Genomic DNA, 18,353 nt, shown 5'->3' on the forward strand with positions numbered 1-18,353 from the left:
ACGAGAGCCCGGTGACATCGGGGGCCTGGCGGACGAGAGCTGCCGGAGCGCACCTTCCACAAACTGGAGAAGACGATGGGTCACATTCTGACATGTATCTCACCGATCGACGGGTCGGTCTTCGCCGAGCGTGACGCCCTGTCGCCCGAGGCCGCGCAACAGGCGGCCGCACGGGCGCGGTCGGCTCAGGCGAGCTGGGCCGCACGGCCTATCCGGGAGCGTATCGAACTGGTTCGGGCCGGCATCGCCGCCGTGGGTGGCATGAATGACGAGGTGGTGCCGGAGCTGGCGCACATGATGGGCCGCCCGGTTCGTTATGGTGGCGAGTTCGGCGGCTTCGAGGAGCGTGGTGGCCACATGGCGACCATTGCCGAGGAGGCGCTGGCCGATATCGCGGTGGGTGAGGATGCCACGGTCAAGCGCTATATCAAGCGCATCCCACACGGCGTGGTGCTGGTGGTGGCACCCTGGAACTATCCCTACATGACGGCGATCAATACGGTGGCGCCGGCGCTGATTGCGGGAAACACGGTACTGCTGAAACATGCCACCCAGTCCCTGCTGGTCGGCGAGCGAATGGCGCGTGCCTTCCATTCGGTCGGCGTGCCCGAGGATGTGTTACAGAATGTTTTTCTGGATCACGATACCACCTCGGCCTTGATCGCCGATCGGGCATTCGATTTCGTGAACTTTACGGGTTCCGTGGGCGGCGGGCGCACCATGGAACAGGCGGCAGCTGGCACCTTTACCGGGCTTGGCCTGGAGCTGGGCGGCAAGGATCCGGGCTATGTCATGGACGACGCCGACCTCGATGCAGCGGTCGCGACCCTGATCGACGCAGCGATGTTCAACTCGGGGCAATGCTGCTGCGGGATCGAGCGCATCTACGTGCATGAGAGCCTTTATGAGGCCTTCGTCGAAAAGGCAGTGGCGATCGTCGAGGGCTACAAGCTGGGCAATCCTCTGGCCGCCGATACGGATATAGGCCCGATGGCAAATATCCGCTTTGCCAAGGAGGTTCGTGACCAGATTGATGAGGCCTTGGCCGCCGGTGCGAGGGCCCATATCACGCAGAAGCTCGAAGATGACGGTGGCGCCTATCTGACCCCGCAGATCCTGACCCAGGTGACCCATGACATGCGCGTGATGCGCGATGAGAGCTTCGGTCCGGTGGTCGGCATCATGAAGGTGGCGGGAGATGATGAGGCGATCCAACTGATGAACGACAGCCGGTTCGGCCTGACGGCCAGCCTGTGGACGGCCGATATCGAGCGCGCCCAGCGTGTGGGTGACCGCGTCGAGACCGGTACCGTGTTCATGAACCGCGCGGATTACCTTGACCCGGGCCTCTGTTGGACCGGCTGCAAGGATACGGGCCGCGGCGGCGGCTTGTCGGTGATCGGCTACCACAACCTGACAAGGCCAAAGTCCTACTACCTGAAGAAGGTGACGAAATGATGCTGACGGGAAACTGGACCTATCCCACCGCCATCAGATTCGGCGCGGGCCGTCTCGATGAGTTGCCCGAGGCCTGTGCCGAGGCGGGCATCACCCGTCCTCTGCTGGTGACGGACCGAGGCCTGGCCGATCTGCCGATCACCCGGGCCGCGCTGGACATCCTCGAGGCATCAGGCCTTGGCCGTCGTCTGTTTGCCGAGGTCGACCCCAACCCGAATGAACAGAACCTGGAGGCAGGGGTCGAGGCCTACCGGGCGGGGGGCCATGACGGGGTGATTGCGTTCGGCGGCGGCTCGGGGCTGGATCTGGGCAAGATGGTAGCCTTCATGTCCGGCCAGACGCACCCGGTGTGGGATTTCGAGGATATCGGCGACTGGTGGAGGCGGGCCGATGCCGATGCGATCGCGCCCATCGTGGCGGTGCCCACTACCGCCGGGACCGGTGCGGAAGTGGGCCGGGCCAGCGTCATTACCAACTCCCGAACCCATGAGAAGAAGATCATCTTTCACCCCAAGGTGTTACCCACTGTGGTGCTCTGTGATCCCGAACTGACGGTAGGCATGCCCAAGCCGATCACCGCCGGTACCGGGCTGGATGCCTTTGCCCACTGCGTCGAGGCGTTCTCGAGTCCGCATTATCACCCGATGAGCCAGGGCATCGCGCTGGAAGGCATGCGGTTGGTCAAGGATTACCTGCCGCGCGCCTATGCCGACGGCACGGATCTGGAGGCACGTGCTCACATGATGAGCGCGGCGATAATGGGCTCCACCGCGTTTCAGAAAGGGTTGGGGGCCATCCATGCGATGAGCCATCCCATCGGCGCGGTGTTCAACGCCCACCACGGCACCACCAACGCGATCTGCATGCCGGCGGTGCTCGAGTTCAACGCCGACAAGATCCGCGCGCGATTCGACATGGCGGCCGATTACCTGGGTATCGAAGATGGCTTCGATGGTTTCAGGGCTTTCGTGCAGGAGCTCAACGATCAGATGGGCATCCCACGCACCCTTTCGGAGATCGGCGCCACACCTGACCGCATCGACGATCTGGCCGAAATGGCCATTCAGGATCCCAGCTGTGGCGGGAACCCGGTGACGTTGACTGTCGAGGATCTCAAGGCGCTGTTCCGCCAGTGTATGTGACTGTCGCTCGACAATATGCACTCTTCTCAGCCCCTTGGGAGCCAGCGCCACCCGTTTACCCCCTGTGACTGCAGAGGTCAGTACAGTCCCGTGATCTCGCCGTTGTCGTCGATATCGAGCCGCGTGGCGGCCGGCGAGGCGTTGAGCCCGGGCAGGGTGCGGATGTCGCCGGCCAGGGCGTAGACGAAGCCGGCACCAGCGGAGAGTCGCACCTCGCGCACCGGCAGCCGCCAGCCGGTCGGGGCGCCGAGCCGGCTCGCATCGTGGGACAGCGACATGTGTGTCTTGGCGATGCACACCTGAAAGGACCCGTACCCCTGGCGCTGCCAGGCCTCGAGCCGCTCCCGGGTGCCGGGGGCGAAATCGACCCCCTCGGCGCCGTAGAGGCGCGTGGCGATGCGCTCGATCTTCTCCGCCAGGGCCATCTCGGCGGAATAGAGGAAGTGGAAGCCGTTGCCGGCCTCGTTGGCCTCGTCAATCGCCTCGATCAGCGCCTCCGCGAGGGCCAGGGCGCCCTCGCCGCCGTCGCGCACATGGCGGGAGACCTCGGCGCGTACCCCCACCGAATCGCATAGCTCGCGGATGGCGGCGTATTCGCTGGGGTGGTCGCCGGGGAAGGCATTGATCGCCACCACGGGCGAGAGGCCGTGGGCGCGCACGTTGTCGATCTGCTTGAGCAGGTTGGCGCCGCCTTCCCGGACCTCGTCGGGGGACTCCGTCAGCAGCGAGTCGGGCAGCGGCTGTCCGGGCACCACCCGGTGGCGGCCGCTGTGGTACTTCAGCGCGCGCACCGTGACCACCAGCACCGCGGCATCGGGGACGAGGCCCGAGGCCCGGCACTTGATGTTGAAGAAGCGCTCGGCGCCCATGTCGGCACCGAAGCCCGCCTCGGTGACCAGGAAGTCGCCGGCGTGCAGGCCGATGCGGTCGGCGACGATCGAGGAGTTGCCGTGGGCGATGTTGCCGAAGGGGCCGGCGTGGATCAGCGCCGGGGCGTGCTCCAGGGTCTGCAGCAGGTTGGGCTTGAGCGCCTCCTTGAGCAGCACCGTCATGGCGCCGGCGGCGCCGATCTGCTCGGCGGTGACCGGCTCGCCGTCGCGGTCCAGGCCCACGATCAGCCGGCCCAGGCGGCGGCGCAGGTCGGCCAGGGAGTCGGCCAGCGCCAGCACCGCCATCACCTCGGAGGCGGCGGTAATCTCGAAGCCGCCCTGGCGGGGCACGCCGTCGCCGCGCCCGCCGAGACCCAGTACAAGATGCCGCAGGGCGCGGTCGTTGAGGTCGATGACCCGCTGCCAGCACACCTCGCGAGGATCCAGCTCGGGCTCCAGGCGATGGTGCAGGTGATTGTCGACCATGGCCGCGAGCAGGTTGTGGGCCGCGCCCACCGCGTGAATGTCGCCGGTGAGATGGAGGTTAATGCGCTCCATGGGCAGCACCTGGCTGTAGCCGCCGCCGGTGGCGCCGCCCTTGAGCCCCAGGGTGGGGCCCATGGAGGGCTGTCGCAGGGCCACGGTAGCGGTGTGGCCGAGCCGCTGCAGCCCCTGCACCAGGCCGATGGCGGTGGTGGTCTTGCCCTCGCCGGGCGGGGTCGGGGTCATCGAGGTCACCACCACATAGCGTCCTCGCGGGCGCTCGGCCAGGGTCGCCACGGCCGCCAGGTCGAGCTTGGCGATGCCGCGGCCGTAGGGCTCCACCGCCTCGCCGGGTAGACCCAGGCGATGGGCGATCTCCTCAATGGGCCAGAGGCGCACCGCGCGGGCGATGCTCAGGTTGTCGGCGGGCCGGGATGGGGCCTGCTGGGTCGCTTGGGGTGCCATCACCGTCTCTCCTCCTGGGCGTCGGCGGATCATGCCTCGCATCTCGTTCAGTATCGTGCGCCTGACGCTGCCCTCTTGCCTGTCGACGTCCGCGGCCTTGGGCGCAGCGACACGCGGCGTAAACTCGCTGCCCTTGCCGAGGGTCGAAGGGATGGACTATTCCTGATGACAACGTCGCCCGGCCGAGCGCCGGCGAGGGGAAGGAGGGGTGATGGAAGCTCCCGTACCGGCCAAGGACCACCATGACATCGGTTTCCTGCTGCTGCCGGGCTTCTCCCAGCTCGCCTTCTCCGCGGCGCTGGAGCCGTTGCGCATGGCCAACCACCTGGCCGACCGACCCCTCTATACCTGGCACCTGGTGAGCGCTGACGGTACTGCGGTGACGGCCAGCAACGGCCTGGCCATGGCGGTGGATCAGGCGCTGGAGCCCATGCCGGCCCTGGACCTGCTGCTGGTGTGCGGTGGGGTCGAGGTGCAGCGCCACGACGATCGCGCGACCCTGTCCTGGCTGCGGCGCCTGGCCGAGCGACACATCCCCTTGGGGGCGGTGTGCACCGGCGGTTATGTGCTGGCCCGTGCGGGGCTGCTCGACGGCTATCGCTGCACCCTGCACTGGGAGCATATCGGCAGCCTGCACGAGGCGCGGCGCTTCCCCGCGGTGACCTTCACCTCCCAGCTCTTCGTCATGGATCGCGACCGCTACACCTGTTCGGGCGGCATTGCCCCCCTGGACATGATGCTCAACCTGATCGGCCGCCAGCAGGGGCTGGCCGTGGCCGAGGCGATCGCCGAGGAGTTCATCCACGAGCGCATCCGCGGCGTGGGCGACCGCCAGCGCAGCCCGCTGCGGGTGCGCCTGGGCCACAGCCATCCCAAGCTGGAGGAGGTGGCCACCCTGATGGAGGCCAACCTCCAGGAGCCGCTGGCCCTGGACGAGCTGGCCCGCTATGCCGGGCTGTCGCGACGCCAGTTGGAGCGGCTCTTTCAGCGCTATGTGGGCTGCTCGCCGCTCAAGTACTACCTCGAGCTGCGCCTGGCCCGGGCGCGGCTATTGCTGCAGCAGACCCATATGCCGATCACCGAGGTGGCCCTGGCCAGCGGCTTCGTCTCGCCGCCGCACTTCACCAAGTGCTACCACGACCATTTCGGCCACTCGCCGAGCGGGGAGCGCAAGCGCCGCCACGACCGCCAGGCCGATCTGGCATCGCCGCCCGGCGATCGGACGCTGGACGGCTGAGCCCTCAGCCGCGCGGCCGGGCGTTGTCCGGATCGTAGAGTGGCCGGTAGCCCACCGCTGCCACCCGCATCGGATAGTGCTCGGCGAAGTACTCCAGCAGCAGGGTGCGCCCCTCCTCGGCATAGTCGACGGGCAGATAGCCCAGGGCGATGTTGCGCCCGATGGATGGCCCGTAGGCGATGCTGGTCACGTAGGAGCGTCGGCCCAGGGCGTCCACCGGCACCTCGCCGCTCTCGGGGTCGAGCAGCGGCGACTGGCCGACCGGGAAGCGCTGGGTGCCGGCGGCATCATGGTGATCCTCCATCACCAGGGTACACAGGGTGGCCGGCTGGCCGTGCCGTTCGCGCTGTTCCAGGTAGGCGGCCTTGCCGTGGAAATCCGCGGCCTTGACCCTGGGCCGTGCAAGGCCCGCTTCGACGAGGTTGTAGTCGGTGAGCAGGTCGACGTTCTGCAGGCGCAGGCTCTTCTCCAGGCGGCGGCTGTTGGCGTAGGCCTCGATGCCCACCGGCGTGACCCCGGCTTCGAACAGCCGATCCCAGAGCGCCAGACCGTAGCTGAAGGGCACATAGAGCTCCCAGCCCTGCTCGCCCACGTAGGAGATGCGAAAGGCCCATGCCGGCAATCCCTGGATGCGGATCTCGCGGGCGGTGGCGAAGGGGAAGCGGGCGTCTTCCAGGCCCTCGGGATCGTCCGCCAGGGCCTGCAGGGTACGCCGGGCGTTGGGGCCCCACAGGCCCAGGGTGGCCAGGCCGTCGCTGCGATCCTCCAGGTGCCAGCGGGTCAGGCCGGCCGCCTCGGCGCGGCGGGTGATCCACATCAGGTCGCGGTGGCCGGTGTCGCCGCCGCAGATCACCCGCCAGGCGTCCCTGGCCAGGCGCACGATGGTGAGGTCCGAGTGGACGCCGCCGGCGGCATCGAGGAAGTGGGTATAGACCCCCTTGCCGACGGGGGTGTCGCCGCCCACCCGGGCCACCGAGAGCCACTCCAGCAGCGCCTCGGCATCGCGGCCCGCGATATCGTAGATGGCGAAGTGGGAGAGGTTGATCATGCCCACGTCGTCGGACAGCGCCAGGTGCTCGGCATTGGATACCCGCCAGAAGTGGCGGGCGTCCCACTCGGCCGGACGCTCGGGCACCCGCTCGGCATAGCGCTCCAGCAGCGCCTCGTTGGCAGCGTAGCCGTGGGCGCGCTCCCAGCCGGCGGCCTCCATGAAGTGGCCGCCGAGCGCCTTCTCGCGGGGCCAGAAGGGGCCGCGGCGCAGGTCGCGGCCGCTCTCGAAGGGCTCGCGGGGGTGCACCGGCGGGTCGTAGATCTTGCGGGCGATCTCCCGGCAGCGGCCCAGGACGTGGTGGGGCGTCTTCTGCACCGGGTAGAAGCGCGCGATGTCGATGCCGCAGGGGTCGAGCTCGGGGCGGCCATGGGTCAGCCAGTCGGCGAGCAGCTTGCCCATGCCGGGGCCGTCCTTGACCCAGACGGCCTCGCAGAACCACAGGCCGCGGGTCTCCGGCGACTCGCCCACCAGGGAGCCGCCGTCCGAGGTGACCGAGAGCAGGCCGTTGAAGGAGTGCTTCTCGTCCCAGCCCAGTTCGCCGAGCACGGGGGCGAGTTCGATGGCCCGCGCGAAGGCCTCGGCCACCTGGTCCAGCTCGAGGTCGCGCATGGAGGGCGAGAGGCGTGCCCGGTCGCGCGGGAGGATGGCGCGAGGATCCACCAGCCGCGGCTCGCGGGACTCATAGTAGCCCCACTCCAGCTGGCCGCCCTCGGTGCTGGTCGGGTCGCCGGTATCGCGCAGGTAGGCGGAGTTGCCCTGGTCGCGCAGCAGCGGGTAGCCGATCTCCTTGCCGGTGCCGGCGAAGGTCTCGAAGGGGCCGAAGAACAGCAGCGGATGCTCCACTGGCATCAGCGGCAGGGCCGCGCCACCCATGGCGGCGGGGATCGGCCCCCAGATGCCCGAGGTGATGATCACCCGCGGGGTGGCGACATAGCCCCTGGGCGTCTCGACGCCGCACACCCGGCCGTCCTGGACGTCGATATCCAGCGCCGGGGTCTCGGCGAAGGCGCGCAGCTGGCCGCCCGCCACGGCGCGTTCGATCAGCTCGCCGGCCACCCGCTGGGAGCGCGGGATCACCAGGCCGGCGTCGGGGTCCCACATGCCGCCCAGCACCTGGTCGCGGTCGAGCAGGGGAAAGCGTGCCACCACCTCGTCGGCATTTACCATGCGGACGTTGGTGCCGAAGGCCTTGCCCGAGGCGACCTTGCGCTGCAGTTCGGCCAGGCGCGCCTCGTCGCCGACCCGGGCGATCTCCAGGCCGCCGACCTTGTGGTAGTGCCCCAGGGCCTCATAGAAGCGCTGGCTGTAGGTGGTGGTGTAGCAGGAGAGCCGATCGTGGGCGGTCATGAAGCAGAAATCGGAGGCGTGGGCGGTGGAGCCGATGTCCGAGGGGAGGGCGGAGGTCTCGAGCCCCACCAGGTTCGTCCAGCCCTGCTCGATCAGGTGGTGGGCCACCGAGGCGCCGACGATGCCGCCCAGGCCGATGATCACCGCGTCTGCCTGCGAGGGTAGGGTCGCCATGGTCGTCCTCCTCATTTCGAGGGTTTCCCGCAGGATAAGGCAGGCCCCGGGCGGCACGCTGTCCCGCGGCGACGCCCCCTTGCCTGGCGGCGACAGGCCGCGGCCGGCCCTGTCGCCCACGCCAAAGAGCGGGGCGTCCATGGCGAGATGGGCCGTCGCCACCGGGGCTAGTGTCGAAGGCAAGGGCGGCCGGCGGGCGCCGGTCCCCGCCAGCGAGACAGGGGAGGAGACGGTCATGTCCCAGGCCATTGAGAGCATCCAGAGCACTCAGAACACCCCATCGGCACCGGAGATCCTGCTCTATCCGCGCATCCGCAAGTCGCCGTTCTTCTATGCCTCGCGGCGACACGGGGTGCGCAAGTACAGCGTCTATAACCACCACTACCATCCGCGCCTCTACACCGATCCGGTAGACGAGTACTGGGCCCTGGTGCAGGGCGTGACCCTGTGGGACGTCGGCGTCGAGCGCCAGATCGAGATCGCAGGCCCCGACGCCTTCGCCTTCACCCAGCGGCTGGTCCCCCGGGATATGCGTCATTGCCAGGTGGGGCAGTGCAAGTACGTCTTCGTCACCGCCCCCGACGGCGGCATCCTCAACGACCCGGTACTGCTGCGTGTCGAGGAGAACCGCTTCTGGCTCTCGCTGGCCGACAGCGACATCCTGCTATGGTGTCGCGGCCTGGCGGTCAATTCCGGCCTCGACGTCACCCTCCAGGAAGTGGACGTGGCGCCGGTGCAGGTCCAGGGGCCGAAGGCCAAGGCGGTGATGGTGGACCTGTTCGGTGAGGCGGTGCTGTCGATGCCCTACTACCACCTGATGGAGGCCGAGCTCGACGGCATGTCGTTGGTGATCTCGCGCACCGGCTACTCCGGGGAGATCGGCTACGAGATCTACCTGCGCGAGGCCAGCCGCTTCGGCGAGGCGCTCTGGCAGCGGGTCTTCGAGGCCGGCCGCCCCCACGACATGCAGGTGATCGGCCCCTGCCACATCCGCCGCATCGAGGGCGGCATCCTCGCCTTCGGCTGCGACATCTGGTACGACACCAACCCCTTCGAGGTGGGCATGGGCTACGACTGGATGGTCGACCTGCGTGGCGACGACGACTTCATCGGCCGCGCCGCCCTGGAGCGCATCAAGGCCGAGGGGGTGTCGCGCAAGCTGGTGGGGGTGGAGATCGACGGCCCGAGCGTCGGCTACTTCACCGACGGCGCGATGATCGATGTCTTCCCGGTGTTCGCGGCGCACGGCGAGCGGATCGGCAAGGTGACCTCGGCCACCCGCTCGCCGCGCCAGGAACGCAACATCGGCTACGCCATGGTGCCGTTCGAGTACACCGAGCTGGGCACGCCGCTGCGCATCGAGGCCAATACCGGCCCCCAGGACGCCGTGGTGGTGGAGAAGCCCTTCCATGATCCCAGCAAGGCAATTCCCAAGGGATAAACCGCCATGAACGATGCCAATCGGGCCGTCCTGACGGCGGCCCTCGCCCGCCCCGTCTGGCAGGCGAGCCGCTACGAGCTGTTGCCCATCACCGGCCTGCAGGACACGGCCCGGGCCCTGCCGTACGGCGCCGTGGTCACCGTGACCTGCTCGCCGCGCCACGGACTCGAGCGCACCCTGGCGGCCAGCGAGTGGCTGGTCGGGCGGGGCTTTCGGGTGGTGCCGCACCTCGCCGCCCGGATGGTGCACGACCGCGCCCACCTGGAGCGGCTGTTGGGGCGCGTGGCGGCGCTGGGCATCGATGACGCCTTCGTGGTGGGCGGCGACGCCGAGCGAGCGGTGGGGGCCTACCCCCACGGACTGGCGCTGCTCGAGGCCATGGCCGGCCTGACGCTGCGCCCGGCGCGCCTCGGCGTGCCCGCCTATCCCGAGGGTCACCACCGCATCGAGGCGGCCGACCTGCAGCGTGACCTGGAGGCCAAGGCGGCGCTGGCCGACTACGCCGTGACCCAGCTGTGCTTCGAGGCGAGGCCGCTGCTGGCCTGGCGCGAGCGGCAGCGGCGGCTCGGCCTGCCGCTGCCGGTCCATGCCGGCATTCCCGGGGTGATGGAGCCCAGACGACTCCTCGCCATCGCCCTGCGCCTGGGGCTGGGCCCCTCGGTGCGCGCCCTGCGCCGCCAGTCGGGCTGGATGGCACGGCTGCTGAGGCCCTCGCCCTACTATCCCGATGCCCTGCTGGAGGGGGTGGGGCCGGTCCTGGGCGATCCCGGTGCCGGCTTCGTCGGCCTGCATGTCTTCACCTTCAACCGGGTCGCCGCCACCCGCCGCTGGCTGGAGACACGTCAGGACCTGATGCCCGATCGGCCGGCGGTCGATGCGCCGAATGCCCAGCTCGTCACCTCCGCCAGCGAGCCGCTGGCTTGACCGCCGTGGCTGTCTCCATCGGGCGACAGCCAGGGAGAGAATGTGGAAGCCGTCTCCCTCGCCACCTCGAGAGGGCATGTCGGCCTATACTGGACCTCGTCGGGTGGTGCCGGATTGCGCGACCCCTCTCATCGCCCCAAGCCGTCATGGTCACTCACGCCTGGAGTCCGATGGTATTTCAGCAGTGGCGTCCCGCGCCCTTCAGGAGGTGACAGATGAGCAAATCGATCGTGGTGGGGTCTACCCTGGCCGTGCTGGGGCTGGGCGGGCTGGCCTTCGGAGCCTGGCAGATCCAGGACCAGCAGCGCGGCCCCGAGTACGCCGAGATTACCAGCGTGGAGACCCTGACGCGCACCGTGGAGACCCCCCGCGAGGTGTGCGAGCAGGTGGTCGTGCAGCTGCCACCGGAAGCCCCGACGGGGCAGGGCGCCAGCCGTGATCCCCATCGCGTGGTGGGCACCGCCGCCGGGGCCATCGTCGGCGGCCTGCTCGGCAACCAGGTCGGCGGCGGCAGCGGCAAGAAGATAGCCACGCTGGCCGGGGCCATCGGCGGCGGCTTGGCCGGCCGTGAGGTCCAGGAGCGCGTGGAGGCACGCCAGCATGCCCAGGCGGCACAGTCCCAGCCGCGTACCACCACCCGCCAGGAGTGCCGTACCGTGGTCGACACCCGTCAGGAGACCGAGGGCTACCAGGTCACCTGGCGCCACGGCGAGACGGTGCAGACCAGCCGCCTGGACAACCCGCCCCAGGGCGACCGGGTGCTGATCGAGGAGGGGCAGCCGCAGTGGAGTGCCGTCTCCTCGCAAGGTGGCTGAAGGAGCGCCATCTCGTCATGAAAGACAGCGCCCCGGCCATCACTGGCCGGGGCGCTGTCGTTGTCGGGGGCAAGGCGCCTCAGGCGTCCGCCGGTTGATCGCGTTGGCGGTGGCCGTGCTTGAGGTCGCAGGGAATGGCGTATTTCTCGACACGTTCGCGAATGATGCGCTGGCCGCGCCAGCGGAGATCCCAGACGAAATCGGCGGCCTCATCGCCGAGGGTGCGACGCATCTGGCGGCGCATGGCGTCCTCGCCGGACAGGCTGCCGGTGACCTGGCCGCCGTTGCGTCCACTGGCCCCCCAGCCGATCTTGTTCGCCTCGATCACCGCCACCCGATAGCCCCGCTCGCTCAGCTCGACGGCCGTGGCCACGCCCGTGAAGCCGCCACCCACGATAGCGACGTCGACCCGGTGATTGCCCTCGAGAATGGGGTAATCGGATTTCCTGATGACGGACGCAGAATAGTAGGACGGGGGCGCGACTGGGTCATGACAATGCTCGCTGCAAGGTGTGATCACACTCTCAGGGCCTCATGGAGGTAGCAACCGGGTGATGGGCGGAGCTGCATATGAGTCTGTTTGGGGTATGGTGACGTGACCCTGGCCCTGTCCCTGGGAGACAGGGAAGGGTTCTGCCACGCCATCGCCGTCGATATCGAACAGGGGATGCGTCTCCTCGAGTAGGCCTGCCGGGTCGCGCGATCGGTGTCGTGACGGCACGACAACGCTCTCCCGGTGACCATGGAGTCGAGGGCACTCGAGGTCACACGTGGCGCAGGTACCAGTCGTACTCGAGCTTGCTGACCGCCTGCAGGGCCTGGTCGCGCTCGGCACGGCGATTGGCCAGGAAGACCGCGAGGAAGTCCGCGCCCAGTGCCTCGGCCAGGGGCTCGCTCTGCTCCAGCAGGTCCAGGGCCTGGCACCAGCTGTTGGTCAGGCTGGGTGCGGCCTGGTCATAGGCGTTGCCGGTGATGGCCGGCGGTGGCGTCAGCCGCTGCTGCAACCCATGGTCGATGGCCCCGAGCAGGGTCGCCAGCAGCAGGTAGGGGTTGACGTCGGCGCCGGCCACCCGGTGCTCGATGCGCCGCGCCGCATTGGGTCCCGAGGGGATGCGCAGCGCCACCGAGCGGTTGTCGTAGCCCCAGGTGGGGGCCATCGGCACATAGAGCCCGGGCTGGAAGCGGCGGAAGGAGTTGAGGTTGGGGGCGAAGAGCGCCATGGAGGCCGGCATCAGCTCGAGCAGCCCGGCCACGGCGTGCTGCATCCGCGGCGTGCCGAGCGGGGCGCCGTCCTCGGCCGCGAAGACGTTATTCCCCGCCTCGTCGAGCAGGCTGATATGGACATGGGTGCCGTTGCCGGCCTCCTGGCCATAGGGCTTGGCCATGAAAGTGGCCTCAAAACCATGGTGCAGGGCCACGCCCTTGATCAGGCGCTTGAGCAGCACCGCGCTGTCGCAGGCCGCGAGGGCATCATCGCAGTGGATCAGGTTGATCTCGAACTGTCCCGGGGCGCACTCCTTGAGGGCGGTATCCAGCGGCAGCCGCTGGGTCCGGGCGGCGGCATGGATCTCCTCTAGCAGGTCGGCATACTCGTCGAGCTCGTTGATCGAGTAGAGCTGGCTCTGCGCGGCGCGCTCGCCGGTCGCCGGCGAGCAGGGCGGCTGGACCATGCCCAGGGGGTCCCGGCGGCGATCGACGAGACTGAACTCCATCTCCACGGCCACCACCGGCGTCAGCCCGGCGCGGAGGAAGCGCTCCAGCACCCGGGCGAGCACCTGGCGCGGGTCGGCGAAGAAGGGCGCCCCGTCGGCCTCGGTCATGGTCATCAGCAGCTGCGCCTGGCGGGCGTCGCGCAGCCAGGGGCTCGGCATCAGGCTGCCCGCCACCGGGCGGCAGACCCGATCGCTGTCGCCGATCGAGAGGCCCAGACCCGTGGCCTCGATGGTGTTGCCCAGGATGTCCAGGGCGAACACCGAAGCGGGCAGGTTGACCCCGTCGCGGAAGGCCTTCTCGAGGTTGTCGCGGGGGATGCGCTTGCCGCGCAACACGCCGTTCAGGTCGCTGATCAGCAGGTCAATGCTGTCGACGTCGGGATGGCGGTCGAGGAAGTCGCGGGCTTCATCGGCAGAGGAGGGCATGGGGCCACCTATCGGCTGTGGGTCATTGTTCGATGGCTGTCATCTTTGAATCACACGTCTATGTTGTCAAATCTTTTACGCATGGTGGTGGGTGCTGATGGCTACAGGATCATCGATATCTCTTTCTTTTCAATAAAAAACAATGGGTTGATGGGTATGGGCGCCGGCCGGGCTTCGGCGGGGGTTGGCAAGGTTAATCAACGACGTTATGTTGAGCAAAGCATAACAATCATCATGCGTGTTCCAAGGAGACTGCCATGCGCACTCGACCCCTGGTAGGCGTGATCGCCTGTCGGCGCGAGGTGGAAGGCCACCCCGCGCACATGGTCACCGACAAGTACCTCTCCGCCCTGCGCGACTATGGTCTGGCGCCGGTGATCCTGCCGGTGTGGGAGGACGCCGTGGAGAGCGAGCTGCTGGCGTCGCTGGACGGCCTGCTGCTCACCGGCAGCTACACCAACGTGGAGCCGCAGCGTTACGGGGCCGAACGTGCCCCGGAGAACACCCGGGATGACCCCCATCGCGATGCCGCGGCGCTGGGCTGGATTCCCGCCGCCCTGGACCTGGGGCTGCCGCTGCTGGGCATCTGTCGCGGCTTCCAGGAGCTCAACGTGGCCTTCGGCGGCACCCTTCACCAGGCGGTGCAGCGGGTGCCGGGCATGCTTGACCATCGTGAGCCGGAAGGCGACCGCGAGGCGAAGTATGCCCCGAGCCACGACATCACCCTGGTGCCCGGCGGACGGCTCGCCGCGCTCTACCCCGAGCCGCTGTCCCGCGTCAATTCGCTGCACCAGCAGGGCATCGCCGAGCTGGGGCCGGGGCTCGTCGCCGAGGCCGTGGCCCCGGATGGGCTCGTCGAGGCGATCTCGGTGACCGGTGCTCCTGGCTTCGCCCTGGCGGTGCAGTGGCACCCCGAGTGGAAGCCCTGCGAGCACCCGCTGTATGACGCCCTGTTCCGGGCCTTCGCCGCGGCCTGCGACGTCCATTGCGGTGCCCGCATCCCGTCACCCGCCGTCGACGCCTGAACTCGTCGACCCGACCCGGAGAGCCAGCATGTCGCAGTCGCTTCAGGCACTGGATCGTGCCCACCACCTGCACCCCTTCACCGACTTCAAGGCACTGGGCGAAGAGGGCAGCCGCCTTATCGAACGCGCCGAAGGGGTCTACATCTTCGACGCTGAGGGCAACCGGATTCTCGATGGCATGGCGGGCCTGTGGTGCGTCAACCTGGGCTACGGGCGCGAGGAGCTGGTCACGGCCGCCACCGAGCAGATGCGCCGGCTGCCCTACTACAATACCTTCTTCAAGACCACGCACCCGCCGGCGGTGAAGCTCGCCGAGAAGCTCTGCGCGCTGGCGCCGGCGCACCTCAACCACGTCTTCTTCACCGGCTCCGGTTCCGAGGCCAACGACACCGTGCTACGCATGGTGCGCCGCTACTGGGCGCTGAAGGGCAGGCCGGAGAAGCAGTGGGTGATCGGCCGCGAGAACGGCTTCCACGGCTCCACCGTGGCCGGCATGAGCCTGGGCGGCATGGCGCCCATGCACGACCAGGGCGGCCCCTGCGTGCCGGGCATCACCCATGTGCGTCAGCCCTACTGGTTTGGCGAGGGTCGTCCCGAAGGCCAGGATCCCGAGGCCTTCGGCCGTGAGTGCGCAGTGGCCCTCGAGGCGAAGATAGAGGAGTTGGGGGAAGATCGGGTGGCGGCATTTATCGCCGAGCCGGTGCAGGGCGCCGGCGGTGCCATCATGCCGCCGGCGAGCTACTGGCCCGCCGTCAAGGCGGTCCTGGCACGATACGACATCCTGCTGGTGGTCGATGAGGTGATCTGCGGCTTCGGTCGCCTCGGCGAGTGGTTCGGCAGCGTCCACTTCGATCTCGCCCCCGACCTGGTGCCCATCGCCAAGGGGCTTTCCTCCGGCTACCTGCCGATCGGCGGGGTGCTGGTCGGCGATCGGGTCGCCGACACCCTGATCGAGGAGGGCGGCGAGTTCTTCCACGGCTTTACCTACTCGGGTCACCCGGTATGTGCCGCGGTGGCGCTGAAGAACCTGGAGATCATGGAGGCCGAGGGCGTGGTCGAGCGGGTGCGCGACGACCGGGGGCCCTACCTGGCGCGTCGCTGGGCCACGCTCGCCGACCATCCGCTGGTCGGCGAGGCCCGCTCGCTGGGGCTGATGGGGGCCCTGGAGCTCATCGACCCTGCCAGCGGCGAGCGCTTCGACAAGGCCCTCGCCGCCGGCAACCTGTGCCGCGACATCAGCTTCCGCCATGGCCTGGTGATGCGCTCGGTGGGTGATACGATGATCATCGCCCCACCTCTGGTGATCACCCGCGAGCAGATCGATGACCTGGTGACCCTGGCCCGCGAGGCGCTGGACGAGACCGCCCGGTGCCTGGCGCCGCGGGTCGCCTGCGAACCGCAACCCGAGGAGAGACCCGCATGAGCCGTCCCGACAAACCCAAGACGCTGGCCGACTGGCAGGCCCTGGCCGCCGACCTGACCCTCGAGTCGCGTGCCTTCATCGACGACGCCTTCGTCGATGCCGAGAGCGGTGAGACCTTCGACACCCTCAACCCGGCCACCGGCGAGCGCCTGGCTCGGGTCGCCAGCTGCGACGGCCCCGATGCCGAGAAGGCGGTGGGCTATGCCCGCGCGGCCTTCGACGGCGGCGCCTGGTCGCGCCTGGCGCCGGGGCGGCGCAAGAAGGTGCTGCTGCGCCTGGCCGACCTGATGGAGGCCAACAAGCACGAGCTGGCGCTGCTCGATACCCTGGACATGGGCAAACCGGTGAATAGCTCGTTGGGCGACATGGCCGGGGCCATCGGCTGCCTGCGCTACCAGGCGGAGTGCATCGACAAGCTCTACGGCGAGGTCGCCCCCACCGGCGAGGAGACCCTGGCGCTGGTGCTGCGCGAGCCGCTGGGGGTGGTGGCCTCCATCGTGCCCTGGAACTTCCCGCTGATGATGACCGCCTGGAAGATCGCCCCGGCGCTGGCCGCCGGCAACAGCGTCATCCTCAAGCCCTCGGAGAAGTCGCCGCTCTCGGCGTTGCGCCTGGCCCAGCTGGCCCAGGAGGCGGGCCTGCCCCGCGGGGTCTTCCAGGTGCTGCCGGGCTTCGGTCACACCGTCGGCAAGGCGCTGGCGCTCTCCATGCAGGTCGACTGCCTGGCCTTCACCGGCTCCACCGGGGTGGGCAAGCAGCTGATGCAGTACGCCGGCCAGTCGAACCTCAAGAAGGTGTTCCTGGAGTGCGGCGGCAAGAGCCCGAACCTCGTCTTCGCCGACTGCAAGGACCTGGACGGGGTGGCCCAGCACGCCGCCGAGGCGATCTTCCACAACCAGGGCGAGGTGTGCATCGCCGGTTCCCGCCTGCTGGTGGAGAACTCGATCCGCGAGGCCTTCGTCGAGAAGGTGCTGGCCGCCGCCGAGGGGATGCAGCCCGGCGACCCGCTCGACCCGGAGAGCTTCATGGGGGCGATCGTGGATGAAACACAACATCGGCGCGTCATGGACTATATCCGCCGCGGGGTGGAGGAGGGCGCCCGGCTGCGCACCGGGGGCCAGGCGCTGGAGGGGAAGGGGCTGTTCATCTCGCCGACGGTGTTCGATGGCGTGACCCCGGCGATGGCCATCGGCCGCGAGGAGGTCTTCGGGCCGGTGCTCTCGGTGTTCGGCTTCGACAGCGAGGAGGAGGCCGTCGCCATGGCCAACGACAGCGACTTCGGCCTGGCCGCGGGCCTGTGGAGCCAGGACATCGACCGCATCATGCGCGTGACGCGGCGGCTGGCCTCCGGCCAGGTGTTTGTCAACAACTGGGCCGGTGGTGACCAGACGGTCCCCTTCGGCGGGGTCAAGCAGTCAGGCAATGGCCGGGACAAGTCCCACCACAGCCTGGAGGAATACTCCGAGCTCAAGATGGTATGGATGTCGCTTTCGACCTGATGAAAACGCTCTCGGTCTTCGTGTACGAAAATTTATAAGTGTACAACTATTGCATCGCTTTATGCCGGCGAGACGCGTAGCCTGTCGGGACATTCCCGGCAGGAGCCACCGCCATGTTCGGACTCTTCAAGAGCGATCCCTCCAAGAAGCTGCAGAAGACCTACGAGCGCAAGCTCGAGCAGGCCATGCTGGCCGCCCGAAACGGCGACATGCGCGCCAACGCCTCGCTGACCGAGGAGGCGGAGGCGCTGCGCGAGGAGATAGAGAAGCTGAAGGGCGCCTGAGGCGGCGGGTCAGAAGGTCCGCGCCGGGGTGGCGCAGCTGACCAGCCGGCAGGGCTCGCGGCCTGGATTGCGGAAGCGGTGGGGGACGTTGGTGTCGAAGTAGTAGGCCTCGCCGACCGTGAGCAGACGCGTCTCGGCGCCGATGGTGATCTCGATTTCGCCCTCCAGTACCACGCCGGCCTCCTCGCCCTGGTGGGCGATCATCTCGCGGCCGGTATCGGCGTCGGGCGGGTAGGTCTCGATCATGAAGGCCAGGGCGCGGCTGGCGCGGTTGGCGCCTACCAGCTTGTAGATGACATCACCCGAGCCCACGTCGGCCAGCTCGTCGGCCGAATAGAACACCTGGTTGCGACTCTCCAGGTCCATGGTGAAGAAGTCCCCGACGCTCATCGGAATGGCGTCGAGGATCTTCTTCAGCGAGCTGACCGAGGGGCTCACCTTGCCCTGCTCGATCAGCGACAGGCTGGAGTGGGTGACGCCGCAGCGCTTGGCCAGCTCGCGCTGGGAGATGCCCTTCAGGGTGCGCAGGGCACGCAGGCGCGCGCCGACATCGTCTGCCATGGGTCGTCCTTTGAAAT

Annotated in this window: 15 protein-coding genes; 10 read left to right on the forward strand and 5 right to left on the reverse strand. The window is 68.6% G+C overall.

Features of this window, described 5'->3' with window-relative positions; translation table 11 throughout:
- Positions 1–75: 75 nt before the first annotated feature.
- Together OP498_RS02635 and OP498_RS02640 are read left to right on the forward strand one after the other, a co-directional pair.
- Positions 76–1,458: an aldehyde dehydrogenase family protein gene (locus OP498_RS02635; protein WP_280552362.1), complete on the forward strand. Its 1,383-nt coding sequence runs from the start codon at positions 76–78 to the stop codon at positions 1,456–1,458.
- Positions 1,455–2,600, forward strand: coding sequence for an iron-containing alcohol dehydrogenase (locus OP498_RS02640; RefSeq protein ID WP_280552365.1), 1,146 nt, complete (start codon positions 1,455–1,457; stop codon positions 2,598–2,600). Before OP498_RS02635 ends, OP498_RS02640 begins: the two co-directional genes overlap by 4 nt.
- A 77-nt stretch (positions 2,601–2,677) precedes the next feature.
- On the opposite strand, the gene OP498_RS02645 is transcribed toward OP498_RS02640, so the two are convergent.
- Positions 2,678–4,417, reverse strand: coding sequence for a formate--tetrahydrofolate ligase (locus tag OP498_RS02645; protein WP_280546623.1), 1,740 nt, complete (start codon positions 4,415–4,417; stop codon positions 2,678–2,680).
- Positions 4,418–4,628: 211 nt separating this feature from the next.
- On the opposite strand from OP498_RS02645, the gene OP498_RS02650 reads away from it, so the two are divergent.
- On the forward strand, positions 4,629–5,654 hold the full coding sequence (locus tag OP498_RS02650; protein ID WP_280546624.1) for a GlxA family transcriptional regulator: 1,026 nt from the start codon (positions 4,629–4,631) through the stop codon (positions 5,652–5,654).
- Between the two features lie 4 nt (positions 5,655–5,658).
- Here the strand turns inward: OP498_RS02650 and OP498_RS02655 are convergent, their stop codons facing one another.
- Positions 5,659–8,226, reverse strand: a complete 2,568-nt coding sequence (locus OP498_RS02655; RefSeq protein ID WP_280552368.1) for an FAD-dependent oxidoreductase — start codon at positions 8,224–8,226, stop codon at positions 5,659–5,661.
- A gap of 235 nt (positions 8,227–8,461) precedes the next feature.
- Between OP498_RS02655 and OP498_RS02660 the strand changes: the two genes are divergently transcribed.
- The 3 genes from OP498_RS02660 (at position 8,462) to OP498_RS02670 (ending at position 11,406) form a co-directional block, all read left to right on the forward strand.
- Complete coding sequence (locus OP498_RS02660) at positions 8,462–9,667, forward strand: glycine cleavage T C-terminal barrel domain-containing protein (RefSeq protein ID WP_280552370.1); 1,206 nt, start codon at positions 8,462–8,464, stop codon at positions 9,665–9,667.
- A gap of 6 nt (positions 9,668–9,673) precedes the next feature.
- Positions 9,674–10,591 carry a methylenetetrahydrofolate reductase gene (locus OP498_RS02665; protein WP_280552372.1) on the forward strand — a complete coding sequence of 306 codons (918 nt, stop codon included), beginning with the start codon at positions 9,674–9,676 and terminating at the stop codon, positions 10,589–10,591.
- A gap of 215 nt (positions 10,592–10,806) precedes the next feature.
- Positions 10,807–11,406, forward strand: a complete 600-nt coding sequence (locus OP498_RS02670; RefSeq protein WP_280552374.1) for a glycine zipper 2TM domain-containing protein — start codon at positions 10,807–10,809, stop codon at positions 11,404–11,406.
- Between the two features lie 79 nt (positions 11,407–11,485).
- Here OP498_RS02670 and OP498_RS02675 read toward each other — a convergent pair whose 3' ends face one another.
- Together OP498_RS02675 and OP498_RS02680 are read right to left on the reverse strand one after the other, a co-directional pair.
- Positions 11,486–11,926 (reverse strand): FAD-binding oxidoreductase, encoded by a 441-nt coding sequence (locus OP498_RS02675; protein ID WP_280552376.1) that lies wholly within the window; start codon positions 11,924–11,926, stop codon positions 11,486–11,488.
- 244 nt (positions 11,927–12,170) lie between these two features.
- Entirely contained in the window at positions 12,171–13,544 is a 1,374-nt protein-coding gene (locus tag OP498_RS02680; RefSeq protein ID WP_280552378.1) for a glutamine synthetase family protein, read from the reverse strand.
- Between the two features lie 257 nt (positions 13,545–13,801).
- On the opposite strand from OP498_RS02680, the gene OP498_RS02685 reads away from it, so the two are divergent.
- From OP498_RS02685 to OP498_RS02700, 4 genes are all read left to right on the forward strand, one after another.
- Positions 13,802–14,569 carry a gamma-glutamyl-gamma-aminobutyrate hydrolase family protein gene (locus OP498_RS02685; protein WP_280552380.1) on the forward strand — a complete coding sequence of 256 codons (768 nt, stop codon included), beginning with the start codon at positions 13,802–13,804 and terminating at the stop codon, positions 14,567–14,569.
- 28 nt (positions 14,570–14,597) lie between these two features.
- Positions 14,598–15,992, forward strand: a complete 1,395-nt coding sequence (locus OP498_RS02690; protein WP_280552382.1) for an aspartate aminotransferase family protein — start codon at positions 14,598–14,600, stop codon at positions 15,990–15,992.
- Positions 15,989–17,491 (forward strand): aldehyde dehydrogenase, encoded by a 1,503-nt coding sequence (locus OP498_RS02695; protein WP_280552384.1) that lies wholly within the window; start codon positions 15,989–15,991, stop codon positions 17,489–17,491. Before OP498_RS02690 ends, OP498_RS02695 begins: the two co-directional genes overlap by 4 nt.
- Before the next feature lie 113 nt (positions 17,492–17,604).
- Entirely contained in the window at positions 17,605–17,775 is a 171-nt protein-coding gene (locus tag OP498_RS02700) for a DUF6435 family protein (protein ID WP_280546637.1), read from the forward strand.
- Positions 17,776–17,784: 9 nt separating this feature from the next.
- Here the strand turns inward: OP498_RS02700 and OP498_RS02705 are convergent, their stop codons facing one another.
- The gene (locus OP498_RS02705; protein ID WP_280546639.1) at positions 17,785–18,336 is read right to left on the reverse strand and encodes a cupin domain-containing protein; all 552 of its coding nucleotides are present in this window, start codon (positions 18,334–18,336) and stop codon (positions 17,785–17,787) included.
- Between the last annotated feature and the right edge of the window lie 17 nt (positions 18,337–18,353).

It is taken from the genome of Halomonas sp. 25-S5 (assembly GCF_029889845.1).
In the GTDB taxonomy this organism is placed as follows: domain Bacteria; phylum Pseudomonadota; class Gammaproteobacteria; order Pseudomonadales; family Halomonadaceae; genus Halomonas.